This window comes from Streptomyces sp. NPDC006134 (assembly GCF_040628835.1).
In the GTDB taxonomy this organism is placed as follows: Bacteria; Actinomycetota; Actinomycetes; order Streptomycetales; family Streptomycetaceae; genus Streptomyces.
This window is the reverse complement of the sequence record NZ_JBEXTV010000002.1, coordinates 70,802-86,143: the sequence shown is the minus strand read 5'-3', so window position 1 is coordinate 86,143 and position 15,342 is coordinate 70,802. Positions and strand designations below refer to the sequence as shown.

Annotated in this window: 15 protein-coding genes and 1 tRNA gene; 10 read left to right on the top strand and 6 right to left on the bottom strand. The window is 73.5% G+C overall.

All coding sequences use genetic code 11. From position 1 onward, the window contains the following. Window positions 1–163: 163 nt before the first annotated feature. The 3 genes from ABZ340_RS01725 to ABZ340_RS01715 all read left to right on the top strand — a co-directional run bounded on the left by ABZ340_RS01725 (window position 164) and on the right by ABZ340_RS01715 (window position 2,595). Complete coding sequence (locus ABZ340_RS01725; RefSeq protein WP_358779733.1) at window positions 164–1,378, top strand: sensor histidine kinase; 1,215 nt, start codon at window positions 164–166, stop codon at window positions 1,376–1,378. Next, a complete protein-coding gene (locus ABZ340_RS01720) occupies window positions 1,375–2,019 on the top strand; it encodes a response regulator transcription factor (protein WP_358779732.1) in 645 nt (214 codons plus the stop codon). The genes ABZ340_RS01725 and ABZ340_RS01720 overlap by 4 nt, the downstream gene beginning before the upstream one ends. Window positions 2,020–2,094: 75 nt before the next feature. Beyond that, the gene (locus ABZ340_RS01715) at window positions 2,095–2,595 is read left to right on the top strand and encodes a hypothetical protein (RefSeq protein ID WP_358779731.1); all 501 of its coding nucleotides are present in this window, start codon (window positions 2,095–2,097) and stop codon (window positions 2,593–2,595) included. A 36-nt stretch (window positions 2,596–2,631) separates the two neighbouring features. On the opposite strand, the gene ABZ340_RS01710 is transcribed toward ABZ340_RS01715, so the two are convergent. Continuing rightward, window positions 2,632–3,096: a pentapeptide repeat-containing protein gene (locus ABZ340_RS01710; protein ID WP_358779730.1), complete on the bottom strand. Its 465-nt coding sequence runs from the start codon at window positions 3,094–3,096 to the stop codon at window positions 2,632–2,634. 210 nt (window positions 3,097–3,306) lie between these two features. Here ABZ340_RS01710 and ABZ340_RS01705 point away from each other — a divergent pair, with 210 nt between their 5' ends. Beyond that, window positions 3,307–4,287 (top strand): zinc-binding dehydrogenase, encoded by a 981-nt coding sequence (locus tag ABZ340_RS01705; RefSeq protein WP_358779729.1) that lies wholly within the window; start codon window positions 3,307–3,309, stop codon window positions 4,285–4,287. 284 nt (window positions 4,288–4,571) lie between these two features. Here ABZ340_RS01705 and ABZ340_RS01700 read toward each other — a convergent pair whose 3' ends face one another. Beyond that, a complete protein-coding gene (locus ABZ340_RS01700) occupies window positions 4,572–5,987 on the bottom strand; it encodes an FAD-dependent oxidoreductase (protein ID WP_358779728.1) in 1,416 nt (471 codons plus the stop codon). 96 nt (window positions 5,988–6,083) lie between these two features. Between ABZ340_RS01700 and ABZ340_RS01695 the strand changes: the two genes are divergently transcribed. After that, window positions 6,084–6,974 (top strand): aminoglycoside phosphotransferase family protein, encoded by an 891-nt coding sequence (locus ABZ340_RS01695; RefSeq protein WP_358779727.1) that lies wholly within the window; start codon window positions 6,084–6,086, stop codon window positions 6,972–6,974. 9 nt (window positions 6,975–6,983) lie between these two features. Next, a complete protein-coding gene (locus ABZ340_RS01690) occupies window positions 6,984–7,466 on the top strand; it encodes a GNAT family N-acetyltransferase (RefSeq protein ID WP_358779726.1) in 483 nt (160 codons plus the stop codon). 39 nt (window positions 7,467–7,505) lie between these two features. Here the strand turns inward: ABZ340_RS01690 and ABZ340_RS01685 are convergent. Further along, window positions 7,506–7,579 (bottom strand) — tRNA-Thr (locus tag ABZ340_RS01685). A 92-nt stretch (window positions 7,580–7,671) separates the two neighbouring features. After that, a complete protein-coding gene (locus ABZ340_RS01680; protein WP_358779725.1) occupies window positions 7,672–8,082 on the bottom strand; it encodes a DUF3224 domain-containing protein in 411 nt (136 codons plus the stop codon). A gap of 151 nt (window positions 8,083–8,233) precedes the next feature. Here ABZ340_RS01680 and ABZ340_RS01675 point away from each other — a divergent pair, with 151 nt between their 5' ends. The 4 genes from ABZ340_RS01675 to ABZ340_RS01660 all read left to right on the top strand — a co-directional run bounded on the left by ABZ340_RS01675 (window position 8,234) and on the right by ABZ340_RS01660 (window position 12,219). Continuing rightward, complete coding sequence (locus tag ABZ340_RS01675; RefSeq protein WP_358779891.1) at window positions 8,234–9,391, top strand: WYL domain-containing protein; 1,158 nt, start codon at window positions 8,234–8,236, stop codon at window positions 9,389–9,391. A 238-nt stretch (window positions 9,392–9,629) separates the two neighbouring features. After that, window positions 9,630–10,718 (top strand): sn-glycerol-3-phosphate ABC transporter ATP-binding protein UgpC, encoded by a 1,089-nt coding sequence (gene ugpC, locus ABZ340_RS01670; protein WP_358779724.1) that lies wholly within the window; start codon window positions 9,630–9,632, stop codon window positions 10,716–10,718. A gap of 227 nt (window positions 10,719–10,945) precedes the next feature. Then, window positions 10,946–11,401: a hypothetical protein gene (locus ABZ340_RS01665; RefSeq protein ID WP_358779723.1), complete on the top strand. Its 456-nt coding sequence runs from the start codon at window positions 10,946–10,948 to the stop codon at window positions 11,399–11,401. Between the two features lie 86 nt (window positions 11,402–11,487). After that, window positions 11,488–12,219, top strand: a complete 732-nt coding sequence (locus tag ABZ340_RS01660) for a nucleotidyltransferase family protein (protein WP_358779722.1) — start codon at window positions 11,488–11,490, stop codon at window positions 12,217–12,219. A gap of 147 nt (window positions 12,220–12,366) precedes the next feature. Here the strand turns inward: ABZ340_RS01660 and ABZ340_RS01655 are convergent, their stop codons facing one another. Next, on the bottom strand, window positions 12,367–14,121 hold the full coding sequence (locus ABZ340_RS01655; protein WP_358779721.1) for a DoxX family membrane protein: 1,755 nt from the start codon (window positions 14,119–14,121) through the stop codon (window positions 12,367–12,369). A 245-nt stretch (window positions 14,122–14,366) separates the two neighbouring features. Continuing rightward, window positions 14,367–15,308, bottom strand: coding sequence for a 23S rRNA (guanosine(2251)-2'-O)-methyltransferase RlmB (rlmB, locus tag ABZ340_RS01650; RefSeq protein ID WP_358779720.1), 942 nt, complete (start codon window positions 15,306–15,308; stop codon window positions 14,367–14,369). Window positions 15,309–15,342: the final 34 nt, after the last annotated feature.

Here is a 15,342-nt window from a genome sequence, read left to right as displayed (position 1 = left end):
AAGACACGGTCCGTGGACGGCACGGGCCGACGGAAGACACGGTCCGTGGACGGCACGGGCCGACGGAAGACACGGTCCGTGGACGGCACGGGCCGACGGAAGACACGGTCCGTGGACGGCACGGGCCGCGGAAAGCACGGCCCTTGGAAGGAGGCGCGTCCGGATGACGGAGCCGTACGACCCCGCCTCGCCCGGCCACGCCCCGGACGCCCGGTGGCTCGACGCCGTGCTGCACGCGGCCTTCTTCCTGCTGCTCGGCGGCGCCCTCGCCCGCTTCCTGCTGCGCCACCCCGGCGAGCCCCGCACCCCGTGGATCATCGCCCTGTCCGTCGTCCTCGCCCTGCTGCACCTGGCCGGACCCGCGCTGAACGGCTCCGGGGCACGGCCCGCCCGGTGGCGGCCTGCCTGGCTCGCCCTGGTCGTGGCGGTGTGGGTCGTGCTCGTCGTGCTCGCGCCCAGCTTCTCCTGGTGCGCGGTGCCCCTCCTCTACACCGGCCTGCGCGTCCTGCCCACGCGGGCGGCGCTGACGCTGGTCGCCGTACTGACGCTGTTCGTCGTCGCCGCCCAGCTGCGGCTCGCCGGACGCTTCGACCCCAACCTGCTGCTCGCGCCGCCCGCCGTCGCCGCCATCGCCACGGCCGTCTTCCTGCACACCGCACGCCAGGCCGCCCGGCAGCGCGCCCTCATCGACGACCTGATCCGCACCCGCCGCGACCTGGCCGCCTCCGAACGCCGCGAGGGCACCCTCGCCGAACGCCAGCGGCTGTCCATGGAGATCCACGACACCCTCGCCCAGGGCCTGTCCAGCCAGCGGATGCTGCTCCAGGCCGCCGAGCGGGTGTGGGAGACGGACCCGGGCAAGGCACACGCCCATGTGCGGGCCGCCGCGTCCGTCGCCGAGCACAACCTCGCCGAGGCCCGGCGCTTCGTCCACGACCTCGCCCCCGCCGACCTCGCCCGCGGCGGCGGCCTCGCCGCGGCGCTGCACGCCCTGGCCGGCCGGGAGTCCGGCGAGCACCTGACCGTACGCGTCCACGTCGACGACGGCGGCCGGGCCCCGCGGCTGCCCGACCGCGTCCAGTCGGCGCTGCTGCGCATCGCCCAGGGCGCGCTGGCCAACGTCCGCGAGCACGCGGGCGCCACCACCGCCACGCTCACCCTCACCCTCCTCGACGACCAGGTCGTCCTCGACATCGCCGACGACGGCCACGGCTTCGACCCGGCCGTACCGCCCGGCGCCCCGGCCGGGGTGCGCGGCCACGGCCTGCCCGCCATGCGGGCCCGGCTCCGTCAGCTCGGCGGCACCCTCACCGTCGAGTCGGCACCGGGCGAGGGCACCGTCCTGTCCGCCGCCGTCCCCCTGGAGAACCCTCGATGACCCCGTCCGCTCCCGGCCCCGTACGCATCCTGGTCTGCGACGACCACGTCGTCGTCCGCGCCGGACTGCTCGCCCTGCTGGACAGCGCCCCCGGCATCGAGGTGGCCGGCGAGGCGGGCACCGGCGAGGAGGCGCTCGCCCTGGCCGCGAAGCTCACGCCGGACGTGGTGCTGATGGACCTCCAGCTCGGCGAGGGCATCGACGGCGTGGAGACCACCCGCCGCCTCACCACCGGCCCCGCGCCCCGCCCGCACGTCCTCGTGCTGACCACCTACGACACCGACGCCGACATCACCCGCGCCATCGAGGCCGGCGCCACCGGCTACCTGCTCAAAGCCGAACGCCCCGAGGAACTGTTCGCCGCCATCCACGCCGCCGCCCAGGGCCGCACCACGCTCTCCCCGCCGGTCGCCAGCCGCGTCATGGCCGGCCTGCGCAACCCGCGCCCCTCCCTCACCGACCGCGAACGCGACATCCTCGCCCAGCTCGCCCGCGGCCTCGGCAACCGCGACATCGCCCGGGCCCTGTTCATCAGCGAGGCCACGGTCAAGACCCACCTGCGCCGGATCTACGACAAACTCGGCGTCGACACCCGAGCGGGCGCGGTGGCGGTGGCCAAGGAGCAACGGCTGCTGCCGTGACCCCACCGCTCCCCCCACTCCTTCCTACTACCGCCCACCGCAGCACGACCGCCGCCGCCGTGACACCATCACCCCGTGCTCGACATCGGTTACGCCCTCTCCCCCCGCTTCCCCGACCCGCCGCAGACCGACTACCGCCGCGCGGACGTCCACGCCCTGCGGCACGATCTGTTCTGCGGTGACGTGTACCTCGCCGACACCGAGGCGGACCGGGAGATCTCCACAGCCTGGGGATGGGTGCCGGTGCTGGACTTCGCGTGGGCACTGTGCGACATCGCGGAGCTGATCGACCGGGACCCGGCCGGTTCCCGCGCCTCCCGCCCCCAGCACGCCGAGCTGGACTTCACCGAGTCCACCGACCGCCTGCTGTTCGAGCGCCGCTTCGGCTGGGTCGACATCGAGGCGGAGTGGCTGCCGCCGTCCGACCCCCCGCTGTCCTTCTCCCACGCCGAACTGCGCCGGGAGGCACGCGACTTCCTGCACGACCTGATCGCCGACCTCACCGACATGCACGAGGACCTCGCGGACAACCCGGCCGTCTGGACCCTGCAGGCCCGCTTCCCCCGCCTCCCCTGAACCGGACACCGGCACAGACGCCGGCACCGGCACCCTTCACCCCTCCACCCGGATGCCCAGCTCCGCCGCCGGCACCGGCGCCAGACCCATCAGCTGCGCCGGGCTGATCACCGCCCCCGCCAGCCGGTCCACACCCCGGGCGACCTCCAGCGCGGCGACCCGGCGCAGGTCGACATCGCGCAGGGTCGCCTCGGCCAGCCCCGTCCCCACACCCCGCGCCCCCGTCAGGACCGTGTCGAGCAGCCGGGCGCGCGGCAGCACCGTCCCGTCCAGCACACATCCCACGAGCGCACAGTCCAGGAAACGGGCGCCCGCCCCGTCCTGCCCTGCGAGATCCACCTCCCGGAACTCCAGCCCGTCGTAGTCCCCGTCCGGCTCCAGCCCTCCGCCGCCGTACGGCACCAGCGGCGGCAGCCGCGCCTCCGGCCGCCGCGCCGCCTTCACCGCCGTACCCCTCGGCCCGCCACCCGTCGCCACCCTCGCCCTGCCCCCATGCTGCACGCCACCACTGACAATCCCCGGCCCCCGGACCCGCGCGAGCGAAAGCTTGACCTCAAGCAGACTTGAGGTTGAAGAGTGGGTCCGCCACCAAAGATCACCGACCCCAAACCCCAGACCCCAACCCCAGACCCCAACCCCAGACCTCAGACCCAGACCGCACGAGAGCGCCTCCGAACGAACCGCACCCCGACGAACCCACCAGGGAGACCCATGCACGCCATCCGACTGCACGCCTTCGGCCCGGCCGAGAACCTCACCTACGAGCAGGTCGAGGACCCCGCACCCGGCCCGGGCCAGGTCCGCATAGCCGTCCGCGCCGCCGGTGTCCACCTGGTGGACACCGCCCTGCGCGAAGGCATACGGGGCCCGATGCCCGAACTGCCCGCCCTGCCCACCATCCCCGGCCGCGAGATCGCCGGCGTCGTCGACGCCCTCGGCGCGGGCACCCCGGACACCTGGCTCGGCAAGCGGGTCGTCACCCACCTCGGCTTCGCCCCCGGCGGCTACGCCGAACTCGCCGTCGCCGACGCCGGCCGCCTCCACGAGATCCCCGGCACCCTCGACTTCGCCCAGGCCGTCGCCATGATCGGCACGGGCCGTACGACGATGGGGATTCTGCAGTTCGCCGAGCTCGGCCCCGACTCGGTCGCCGTGGTCCCGGCCGCTGCGGGCGGCATCGGCACCCTCCTCGTGCAGTACGCCAAGAACGCCGGCGCCACGATGATCGGCCTGGCCGGCGGTCCGGAGAAGACCGCCCGCGTCGAGGCGAACGGCGCCGACCTCGCCGTCGACTACAAGGACCCCGCCTGGCCGCAGAAGGTCCGCGCCCACCTCGGCGGCCGGCACGCCACCGTCGTCTTCGACGGCGTCGGCGGCGACGTGGCCCGCGAAGCCGTCGCCCTGCTCGGCCCCGGCGGCAAGCACCTCGTCTTCGGCTGGTCCGGCGAGGGCCTGCGCGACGGCAAGCCCTACCTCGTCGACGGCGTCTCCGAACAGGTCCTCGGCCCTGCGATGCTGGGCAGGGCCGGCGGCCCCGACCCGATGCGCACCCTCGAACTGCGCGCCCTCACCGAGGCCGCCGAAGGCCGCCTCACCCCCGCCGTCCAGCGCTTCCCGCTCGCCGAGGCCGCCGCCGCCCACCGCGCGCTGGAAACCCGGGGCACGACCGGCAAGGTGATCCTGGAACCCTGACCCGGCGGCCGGGACGGCGGGGCGGCGAGACCACAGAACGGCGGGACGGAGAAACGGCGGGGCGGAGAAACGGCGGGGCGGCGAGACCACGGAACGGCAGGACGGCGGACAGCACCCACCCCGGATCAGTTCCGCCCCAGATCAGTTCCGCCCCAGATCAGTTCCGCCCCAGATCAACCCCACCTCGAATCAACCCCACCTCGAATCAACCCCACCTCGAATCAACCCCACCTCGAATCAACCCCGCCCCGGATCAACTCCACCCCGGATCAACTCCCCCCGAATCAACCCCGCCCCGCCACCCGATCCGCCACCCGCGCCAGCCGCGACGACCCCGCACGGTGCGACAGCCGCTCCCGCCGGTCCGCCGCCCGGTACACCGCGTACAACCCCCGCACCCCCAGCCACCGCAGCGGCTCCGGCTCCCACCGCCGCACCCGGTGCCCCACCCACGGCAACTCCGTCAGCTCCGTACGCCCGCCCTGCCCCGAATCCAGCCGCACCAGATCACACAGCGTCCGCGCCGCCAGATTCGCCGTGGCCACACCCGACCCGACGTATCCGCCCGCCCAGCCCAGCCCCGACGACCGGTCCAGCTCGACCGACGCACACCAGTCCCGCGGCACCCCCAGCACCCCCGACCACGCGTGCGCGATCCCCACCCCCGCCAGCGACGGGAACATCCGCACCAGCACCTCCCGCAACGCCTCCACCGTCGCCGCCTGCGTCCCCCCGTCGCTGTCCGTCCGCGACCCGAACCGGTACGGCACCCCGCGCCCGCCCAGCGCGATCCGCCCGTCCGCCGTGCGCTGCGCGTACATGTAGGCGTGCGCCATGTCCCCCAGCGTCTCCCGCCCCGCCCAGCCCACCGACGCCCACTGCGCCTCCGTCAGCGGCTCCGTCGCGATCATCGACGAATTCATCGGCAGCCAGGTACGCCGCTGCCCCTTCAGCCCCGCCGTGAACCCCTCCGTACACCGCAGCACATACGGCGCACGCACCGTCCCGTACGGCGTCACCGCCCGCCCGGACCCGATCTCCGTCACCGGCGTCGACTCGTGGATCACCACCCCCAGCCGCTCCACCGCCGCCGCCAGCCCCTTCACCAGCTTCACCGGATGCACCCGCGCCCCGTGCGGCGTCCACGACGACCCCACCGCACCCGCCACCCGGACCCGCTCCGCCGTCTCCCGCGCCCCGTACAGCTCCCGGTCCTTCTCCCCGAACGCCACCTCCGCCTCGTGGAACGCCCGCAACCGCGCCCACTGCGCGGGCGAACAGGCGACCTCCAGGACCCCGCCCTTGTGGACGTCCGCGTCGATGCCCTCCGCCTCCGCGACCCGGATCACCTCGTCCACGGTGCCGTTCATCGCCCGCTGCAACCGCACCGCCGCCTCACGGCCGTGCAGCCGCGCGTACCGGTCCCGCCCCGCCACCCCGTTGTACAGCCAGCCGCCGTTGCGCCCCGAGGCCCCGTACCCGCAGAACCTCCCCTCCAGCACCACCACCCGCAAGAACGGCACCGCCCGCTTCAGGTAGTACGCCGTCCACAGCCCCGTATACCCGCCCCCGACGATCACCACATCCGCCGACGCGTCCCCGTCCAGCGGCTCACGCACCGCCGGAAGACCATCGTCCGCGTACCAGAAGGACACGCCACCGTTCACGACACCACCGACACCACCGGTCAGGCTGCTCATGCCCGGGACGCTAACCCGCCCCCACCGCCCCTGTCCCCTACGGAATCCGTCGAATCCCCCACCCCACCAGGCCCGCCCCCACTACCGTCCCCACCCGTGATCCACGTCCCGGAAGCCCTCGCCGCAGCCCAGGCCACCTACAACGGCGAAGCCGGCCGCGCCTTCATCGCCGGCCTCCCCGCCCTCGCCGCCCACTTCCTCGACCACTGGGACCTCCGGCTCGACGGCCCCTCGATGCACGGCTGGACCGCCCTCGTCCTCCCCGTCGTACGCCGCCACGACCACACCCCCGCCGTCCTCAAACTCCACCTCCCCGACGACGAGACCGAAGGCGAACCCCTCGCCCTGCGCGCCTGGAACGGCGACGGAGCCGTCCGCCTCCTCGACCACGACCCCGCCACCGGCACCCTCCTCCTCGAACGCCTCGACCCCGCCCGCACCCTCGCCCACGTCGAGGACACCCACGAAGCCGTCCTCGTCATCGCCCGCCTCCTCGCCCACCTCACCGCCACCCCCGCCCCCACCGGCCTGCGCCGCCTCGCCGACCTCGCCCCCGCCCTCCTCGACCGCGCCCGCCACACCCTCCCCCGCGTCCCCGACCCCGCCGCCCGCCGCCTCCTCGCCGACTGCGCCGCCGCCGTCCGCGACGTCGCCGACACCCCCGGCGACCGCCTCCTCCACTGGGACCTCCACTACGACAACGTCCTCGCCTCCCCCCGCGCCCCCTGGCTCGCCATCGACCCCAAACCCCTCGCCGGCGACCCCGCCTTCGACCTCTTCCCCGCCCTCCACAACCGCTACGACCCCGCCGACACCCTCTGGCGCTTCGACGCCCTGACCGACACCCTCGGCCTCGACCGCCCCCGCGCCCGCGCCTGGACCCTCGCCCGCGTCCTCCAGACCTGCCTGTGGAACCTCGAGGACGACGAGCCCCCGGAGGAAAAGCACCTCGACATCGCCCGCGACCTGCTCGACCGCACCCACTAACCTGCGCCCATGATCCGCACCGCGACCCCCGACGACGTCCCCGTCCTCCACACCCTCATCCGCGAACTCGCCGACTACGAAAAGGCCCTGCACGAGGCCAAGGCCACCCCCGACCAGCTCCACGAAGCCCTCTTCGGCCCCCACCCCGCCGCCTACGCCCACATCGCCGAGGACGACACCACCGGCACCCCCGTCGGCTTCGCCCTGTGGTTCCTCAACTTCTCCACCTGGCGCGGCGTCCACGGCATCTACCTCGAAGACCTCTACGTCCGCCCCGAGGCCCGCGGCGCCGGACACGGCAAGGCCCTCCTCACGGAACTGGCCCGCATCTGCGTCCGGCGCGGCTACGAACGCCTGGAATGGTCCGTCCTGAACTGGAACACCCCGTCCATCGCCTTCTACGAGTCCCTCGGCGCCCGCCCCCAGGACGAGTGGACGGTATACCGCCTGACGGACGGGGCCCTGGCGGAGCTGGGCGGCGCACAGGCATGACAAAAGCCCAGGCCACACATGTGGCCTGGGCTTTCCCGAAGCCCCCTGTCGGATTCGAACCGACGACCTTCGCTTTACAAGAGCGGCGCTCTAACCAGCTGAGCTAAGGAGGCGCCACGCGATCGGCACATCGCTCGCGCAGGCTGCTCCACTGTACACAGAGCCCGTTTCCCCGATCCACGAAGTTCCGCCCGCCCGCGGCACCTCATTCCCATGCGTACGTGAACTCGTACGCCACCGCCTCCTCCCCGTGCCGGGCGGTGAACTCTCCCCTCCCGCGCAGCCCGGTCAGCTCCCCCGTCCCCGACCCGGCCACCACCTCGAACGCGCAGCGCACCGTGCCGTCGGCGTCGAAGGTGCCCCGTTCCTCCAGCGCGAAGGCGCCTTCCCGCCCGTCGAGCCGTCCCGTCAGCAGCTCCATGCCGGTGAAGGTCCCGGTCTTGTCCGACAGGTAGACGATCGAGTACTCGCAGAGCGTTCCGGCGGCCTCGATGCCGCCCGTGAAGGCGTTGGTGACGGAGGCGTGGGCGAGCCGAGGGCTCGTGGTGTCCGGGCCGACGGGGCTCTCCTTCCAGTCGGCGAAGGTGAAGTGGCCGGTGGTCCGGGTGCTGGGCATGGGTCTCCCTCTCGTGCTGATCGTCCTGATCGTCCTGACCGCTGTGCTCGTCCCGCGGAGCGGGCCGCCGCGCGGTCCGTGGGTGACCACTGTGGTCGCCGTACCTGACATCTCCTGTCAGGTACGGCGGCTGCGCCGGAACAATGGCCGCATGCGTGCCGACCGCCTTCTCTCCCTCCTCCTGCTGCTGCAGAACCGGGGCCGGATGACCGCCCCCGAACTCGCCGCCGAACTGGAGGTGTCGGTGCGCACGGTCTACCGGGACGTCGAGGCGCTCGGCGCGGCGGGCGTGCCGGTGTGTGCCGACCGGGGGCCCGCCGGCGGATACCGGCTGATGGACGGTTACCGCACGCGGCTGACCGGGCTGACGGACGCCGAGGCCGGTTCGCTGTTCCTGGCGGGGATGCCGGGGCCCGCGCGGGATCTGGGGCTGGGGGCGGCCTTGGCGACGGCTCAGCTGAAGCTGCGGGCGGCGTTGCCCGCCGGGTTGGGCGAGCAGGCGGCGCGGGTGCAGGAGCGGTTCCATCTGGACGCGCCGGCCTGGTTCCGGGATGCCGAGCCGGTGCCGTTTCTGGCGGCGGTGGCGCGTGCGGTGTGGGAGGAGCGGGTGGTGCGGGCGCGCTACCGGCGCTGGCGTGGCGAAGTGCGGCGGGAGTTGCGGCCGTTGGGGCTCGTGCTCAAGGGCGGGATCTGGTACTTGGTGGCGTCCGCGGACGGGGGTGAGGGAGGGGAGGCCGGAGCGGGGGCCGGGACGGCGGTGGTGCGGACGTACCGGGTGTCGCGGTTCGTGGAGGTGGAGGTGGTGGACGGGGGTGACGAGGGTGGCGTGGGTTTCGAGCGGCCCGCGGGTTTCGATCTCGTCGCGTACTGGGCGGAGTCGTCGCGGCGGCTGGAGGCCGCGTTGCGTCAGGGGACGGCGCGGCTGCGTCTTTCGCCCCGGGGACGGAAGTTGCTGCCGATGCAGTTCGGGGCGGCGGGTGCGAGGGCGCTGGAGGGGGCGGGTCCGCCGGACGGGGAGGGGTGGGTGGAGGTGGAGCTGGCGGTGGAGTCGGAGGCCGTCGCGGTGGGTGACTTGCTGCGGCTCGGCACGGAGGCGGAGGTGCTGGGACCGGAGGGGCTGCGGCGGGCCGTGGCGGAGGCGGTGGCGGTGCTGGCCCGGCGGTACGCGGGGAAGGAAACAGGGGCGGGGACAGGTACAGGGGCAGGGACAGGGGCAGGGACGGGGGCAGGGACAGGGGCAGGGGCAGGGACAGGGGCAGGGACAGGGGCAGGGACGGGGGCAGGGGTGGAAGCGGGCGGGGAGCCGTGAGCGGGGAGGCCGTGGACGTCCGGTCCGGTCCGGGCTCGAAAATTTCGGCGAAGTTCACATGGCCGCAGGTACTGACAGACCAGGTGAACGCCGGGTACCGTCTCGGTCCAGTTCACCTGTGTGGACTACACCACAAACGGACACCACACACGGGCTCCGCAACGGGGCCCGTCGTGGCACCGCCTTCCTACAACGGATCGTCCGGCACGTTCCTGCCGGTAGAAGGGGGCCCATCACCATGGCCACTGTCACGTTCGACAAGGCGACCCGGATCTACCCGGGTTCCGACAAGCCCGCCGTCGATGCCCTCGACATCGAGATCGCGGACGGGGAGTTCCTCGTCCTGGTCGGCCCGTCGGGCTGCGGCAAGTCCACCTCCCTGCGCATGCTCGCGGGTCTGGAGGACGTGAACGGCGGTGCCATCCGCATCGGTGACCGCGACGTCACGCACCTGCCGCCCAAGGACCGGGACATCGCCATGGTGTTCCAGAACTACGCCCTGTACCCGCACATGACGGTCGCGGACAACATGGGCTTCGCCCTGAAGATCGCGGGTGTGCCGAAGGCGGAGATCCGGCAGAAGGTCGAGGAGGCGGCGAAGATCCTCGACCTGACGCAGTACCTGGACCGCAAGCCGAAGGCGCTCTCCGGCGGTCAGCGCCAGCGTGTGGCGATGGGCCGTGCGATCGTGCGCGAGCCGCAGGTGTTCCTCATGGACGAGCCGCTGTCGAACCTCGACGCCAAGCTCCGCGTCTCGACCCGTACGCAGATCGCCTCGCTCCAGCGCCGCCTCGGCATCACCACCGTCTACGTCACCCACGACCAGGTGGAGGCGCTGACGATGGGCGACCGCGTGGCGGTCCTCAAGGACGGTCTGCTCCAGCAGGTCGACACCCCGCGGAACATGTACGACCGGCCCGCGAACCTGTTCGTCGCCGGCTTCATCGGTTCCCCGGCGATGAACCTGGTCGAGGTCCCGATCACCGACGGCGGTGTGAGGTTCGGCAACTCGGTGGTGCCGGTGCAGCGTGACGCGCTGTCCTCCACGACCGACAAGACGGTCACCGTCGGTGTCCGTCCCGAGCACTTCGACGTGGCCGGTCCCGACTCCGACCTCGGTGTCGAGGTCACCGTCAACGTCGTCGAGGAGCTGGGTTCGGACGCGTACGTCTACGGCACCGCGCAGCTCGGTGGCGAGTCCAAGGACCTGGTGGTCCGCGTGGGCGGCCGTGAGGTGCCGGAGAAGGGCAGCCGGCTGCACGTCGTGCCGCGCTCCGGCGAGACCCACGTGTTCTCCACGTCCACCGGTGAGCGTCTCTCCGACTGAGCGCGCGACGCCCGCTCGGCCAGGGGTGATGCCCCAGGTTGACGGAAATCCAGGACGAGGGCCCCGCAGACCCCTGCGGGGCCCTCTCCGTTGTCGACAAATACCCCGGCACACCGGACGTTTCGAGCGGCGTGCGTCAACGCCTTACCCACTTCCGAGCCCTTCCCCACCCCCCGAACGGGTGACTAAATGTCGCCAAATCATTACTAGCCGCTACCCTCACACGCGTGAAGCACTCCATCACCCCACAGACGCGACGCGGCCGGGGCCCCGCCCGCCGGATCGGCCGCTCCCTCGCCCTCGTCCTGCCCGTCGTCCTGGTGCTCTCCGGGACCCTCGCGGTCACCCGGGTCAACTGGTCGGGGGGTCCCTCCAGCCCGGTGCTCACCGCGTCGGACGCCTCCGCGTCGAAGGCGTCCTCGCGCGCCGCCGCCCGCGCGCCCCACGAGGTGCTGCACGACCGGCTGCTGACCGAGTTGCAGGAGGAGGACCCGGGCGTCGCCCTCACCCACCTCCAGCAGGCCGTCGACGAGCGTCCCTCGCTGGCGCGGCACTGCGCTTCGATCGCCCGTTCCCTCGGCCGCGCCGCGGTGCGGGTGTACGGCCCGACGCGCGCCCAGTCGTACGCCCGCCCCGTCTGCGACACGTCCTTCGCCTCGGGGGTCCTGGCCGCGCACGGCTGACGCGGCGGCTGACGCGCGACGGCCGGCACCGGGCCGGCCGGGCGGGGTGGGACGGGGCGCCACGGGGCGCCACGTACAGTGCGGTCATGACCGATCCGAGCGCTGCGTCCCGCCCCGTGCAAGCCGTCGTCCTGGCCGGCGGCCAGGGTTCCCGGCTGCGTCCTTACACCGACGACCGGCCCAAGCCGATGGTCGAGATCCCCGGCACGGGAACCCCGATCATCGGCCATCAGCTCTCCTGGCTCGCCGAGGAGGGCGTGACGGACGTGGTGGTCTCCTGTGGCCACCTCGCCGAGGTTCTGCAGAAGTGGCTGGAGAGCGCGGACCTGCCCCTCTCCGTGACCACCGTCGTCGAGTCGGAGCCGCTCGGCCGCGGCGGCGGCCTGAAGTACGCCGCCGCGCACCTTCCCCATCCGGACCGGCCCTGGTACGCCACGAACGGCGACATCTGGACCCGGTTCTCGCTGCGTGACATGGCGGACTTCCACACCGGGCGGGACGCCGTCGCGACGCTCGCCCTGGCCCGCCCGCGCCTGCCGTGGGGCGCGGTGAAGACGGACGGCTTCGGGCACATCACCGACTTCATCGAGGCGCCGCCGTCGACCTTCGAGATCAACGCAGGCGTGTACGTCTTCTCCCCCGAGTTCGCCGCGATGCTGCCGGAGCGGGGCGACCACGAGCGGTCCACGTTCCCGCGGTTGGCGCGTGAGCGCCGGCTGGCCGGTTTCCCGATCCCGCAGGGTTCCTACTGGCGGGCGATCGACACCGCGAAGGACCTGACGGAGGCGGCGAAGGAGCTGGCGGCGCTGGGCCGCTGAGAGCACCCGCCCGCCGCATACGGGAAACGCCTCCACCCGCCGCACCGCGCACGAGAAGCGCGGTCGCCCGCCGCATACGAGGACGGGGTCCCGCACACGTAATGTGCGGGACCCCGTCCTCGTATGCGGCGGGCGTTGCCGGGCGGGTCAGCCGAGCAGGCCGCCGACGAGCCCGGGCCGTCCGGAGGAGGACGACCCTCCGCTGCCGGAGCCGCTCTCGCTGCCGCTGTCGCTGCCACCGGTCGAGCCGCTGCCGGCGTCGCCCCCGGTGGGGGTGCCGCCGCTGGTGGGGCCCGAGCTGGTGCTGGGGGCCTGGCCGGCCGGGGAGGACTGCTGGGGCGGGGCCTGCCCGACGCTGCCCTGGGTCTGGCTGGGCGATCCGCCGGTGGTGGTGCCGGCGTCGCGCGTGGCGCCGGGCGTGGAGTCGGTGCCGCCGGCCGGGGCGGTCGTGCCGGACGTGGCGCCCTGGGTGGGCGAGGTGGAGGCCGCCGGGGTTCCGTCCGTCTTCCGGTCGCCGGGCTCCGCGGGGAGCGGGGATCCGGGCTGTTCGTTGCGCGGGGCCTCACCGGGACCGGGGACGACGACGCGGTCGGCGTCGCGGACGGCACCGCCGAGCAGCGAGCCGACGAGGAGGGTGAGACCGGTGACGACGAAGGTGACGAGGGCGCCGCGGCGCAGGACGAAGCGGCGCAGGTCCCACAGGGGGGCGCGGGGTCCGAGGCGGCGCCAGGCGCTGCCGGCGAGGCGGCCGTCGACGGAGTAGACGGGGGCACCGGCGATGATCAGCGGGGACCAGGCGGCGAGGTAGATGATGTCGGGCGCGTCGTAGGCGGGGACGCTCTTCCAGCTGACGGTGACCAGCAGCGCGGCGGACAGCCCGGCGCCGATGACGGCGGCGACGCGCTGCCAGCAGCCCAGTACCGTCAGGACGCCGACGATGACCTGGAGGAAGGCGATGACGAGGCCGGACCCGACGGGGTGGGCGAGGGCGAACTGGCGCAGCGGCTCGGCCACTTCCCAGGGGTGCAGGGTGTTGAGCCACTTCACCATGGAGCCTCGTTCGCCGCCGTCGAAGTAGACGGGGTCGCAGAGCTTGCCCATGCCGGCGTAGATGGAGATGAAGCCGAGGAAGACCCGCAGCGGCAGCAGGACGACGCCCAGGTTCATGCGGCGGCCGGGGTAGTAGGCGTGCCGCGCCGGGTCGTCGCCGTGACGCCTGCCGGACGACTCGGTTCCGGCCGGGCCGTCGAGGTCGTCGAAGTCGTCGAGGGTGTCGAGGGCCTCGGTGTCGTCGCCGAACTCGTCGTGGGGGTGGGCGGGTTCGTCGTAGGCGCTGCCGGCGCTGCGCATGGCGGGCAGCAGCCGGGTGCCCTCGGTGCCGGGGGTGCGCGGGGCACCGACGACGGGGGTGGGGAGGGTCTGGGTGGTGAGCTCGTCGCGGTGGCCGTCGTGGCCGTCACGGCTGTCATGGCCGTCGTGGCTGCCGTGGCTGTCGGGGCCGAGGCCGACGCGGGGGATGACCTGGGTGGCCCCGGTGTCCGCGGTGGGTTCCACGACGTGGTGGCCGACGCCGGCCCGCACGGCCTGGAGCAGGCGGTGGGCCCCGGTGTCGTCCGGTTCGGTGTGGCCGCTCCACACGACGGGCCGCCGGCGGGCGGGGCCGGCCGCGTACTCGGCGGCGGGGATGCGGGCGGTGTCCTGGGTGGCGCTGACGTGTCGAGCGACCCGGGGGGATCGGGTGCGCCGCGCCGAGGCGCCCAGCTCGACGCGGAAGCTCGCGTGGCTGACGATGACCTGCGCCGGATCGCTCGGCACCTTCACCATGCTCAGCGCGGGAGCGTCGTCGATTCCCGACGAGCGGTCCCCCGTGGGTGTGCGGGGTGTTCTGGTGTCCACACTCATCTAACCGAGTGACGTGTCGTTAGGACACTGCTTTGACCCGCCGGATCTGTCCGGACCGCGTCAAGCCGGTCCGGACCTCCCGGAACACCCCGCACGGGTGACGGCGCGGCACATCCGTTCGCGGACCCCCGCGGACGACGCCCCGCAGATCTCCGCGGACGACGCCCCGCAGATCTCCGCGGACGTCGATCCGAGGGTCCCCGCCGGGCTCACCACGCCCGTCCCGCCCGTTTCCTCGCCCTGGCTCAGGAGCGCCTGCGCGCCGCCTCGTACAGCACGATGCCCGCCGCGACACCGGCGTTGAGCGACTCGGCGCCGCCCGGCATCGGAATCCGTACGCGCAGGTCGCACGTCTCGCCGACCAGCCGGGACAGGCCCTTGCCCTCGCTGCCGACGACGATGGCGACGGGCCCGGCCAGGGCGTCCAGCTCGCCGAGTTCGACGTCCCCGTCGGCGGCGAGCCCGACCACGGTGATCCCGGCCTTCTTGTACGCCTCCAGGGCGCGCGTCAGGTTGGTGGCGCGGGCGACGGGCGTACGGGCGGCCGTGCCGGCGGACGTCTTCCAGGCGCCGGCGGTCATGCCGGCCGCGCGCCGCTCGGGCACGACGACGCCGTGGCCGCCGAAGGCGGAGACGGACCGGACGACGGCACCGAGGTTGCGCGGGTCGGTCACCCCGTCGAGGGCGACGATCAGCGGGTCCTCGCCCTCGTCGGCGGCGGCGTCGAGGAGGTCCTCGGGGTGGGCGTACTCGTAGGGCGGGACCTGGAGGACCAGGCCCTGGTGGTTGAGCCCGTTGGTCATGCGGTCCAGCTCCGGGCGCGGCGCCTCCATCAGGTTGAGGTTGCCGCGCTCGGCCGCGAGCTGGAGCGCCTCGCGCACCCGCTCGTCGTTGTCGATGAACTGCTGGACGTAGAGGGTGGAGGCGGGCACGCCCTCGCGCAGCGCCTCGACGACGGGGTTGCGGCCGACGACCAGCTCGGAGGCCGACCGTCCGCCGCCGCGCCTGCCCTGCGTACGGCTCTGGGCGCGGCGGGCCTTCGCCTGGGCGGCGCGCTGCTTGGCGTGTCCCTTGCGCATCTCGGCGGGGGGCGTCGGACCCTTGCCCTCCAGGCCCCGGCGCCGCTTGCCGCCGCTGCCGACCTGCGCGCCCTTCTTGCCGGACATGCGGCGGTTGTTCGCGGCCATGAGTTACCCGTCTCCGTGAAGTGGTCGTACGTAC